The sequence below is a fragment of the Vibrio sp. 1069 genome (assembly GCF_033340555.1).
Genome location: NZ_JAWOWP010000246.1, coordinates 1 through 807 on the forward strand (window position 1 = coordinate 1; position 807 = coordinate 807).

Below are 807 nucleotides of genomic sequence, written 5' to 3' on the forward strand. Positions count from 1 at the left end.
GCTTTGTTGCCACTGACATGTACTTACCTGCGTTCAAAGCGATGGAAATCGACTTTGCTACAGGTCCCGAACAAATCGCACTTTCTCTGACCGTATTTCTTGTAGGTATGGCTTTTGGTCAACTGATGTGGGGATTGGCATCGGATAAATTTGGTCACCGCAATACGCTGGCCGCAGGTCTGGTACTCTTTACCATTGCCTCATTCGGCTTAGCATTCTGCGATGAAGTTTGGCAGCTACTGACACTGCGCTTTGTGCAAGCAATCGGCGTGTGTGCTCCTGCGGTTATCTGGCAAGCGATGGTAATCAAGCGTTACTCCAGCAGTAGCCAGCAAATTTTTGCCACCATCATGCCGTTGGTGGCACTATCACCAGCACTTGCACCTCAACTGGGTGTGGTTTTAGCGGATAGCTTTGGTTGGCACAGTATTTTTATCGCATTAACGCTTGTTGGCGTGGTGCTGGTTGCTGCCACCATGGCACAAAAGAACGAACAAGCCGAAATCAAACAAACCAGCATGTCTGCGGATATTAAAGCGTTACTAGGTTCAAAAACTTACCTAGGTAACGTGTTTATGTTCGCAACCGCTTCGGCAGCGTTCTTTGCTTACCTTACTGGTATGCCAGAAATCATGGCGCAACTAGGCTATGAAGCCAAAGACATTGGTCTGAGCTTCATCCCTCAAACCATTGCGTTTATGGCTGGTGGCTATTTAGGTAAAGTCGGCGTACGTAAGTTTGGTGATGAGAAAGTATTACGCCAGTTAATCGGCCTGTTCAGCGTTGCTGCATTGCTGATTTTCGTCG

At 47.8% G+C, this 807-nt stretch carries 1 protein-coding gene; it reads left to right on the forward strand.

Translation table 11 applies throughout. The annotated features are described in order from the left end of the window. Positions 1–807 (forward strand): Bcr/CflA family efflux MFS transporter (locus tag R7040_RS25760; RefSeq protein ID WP_318097474.1); only part of this gene is annotated, 807 nt, incomplete at both ends.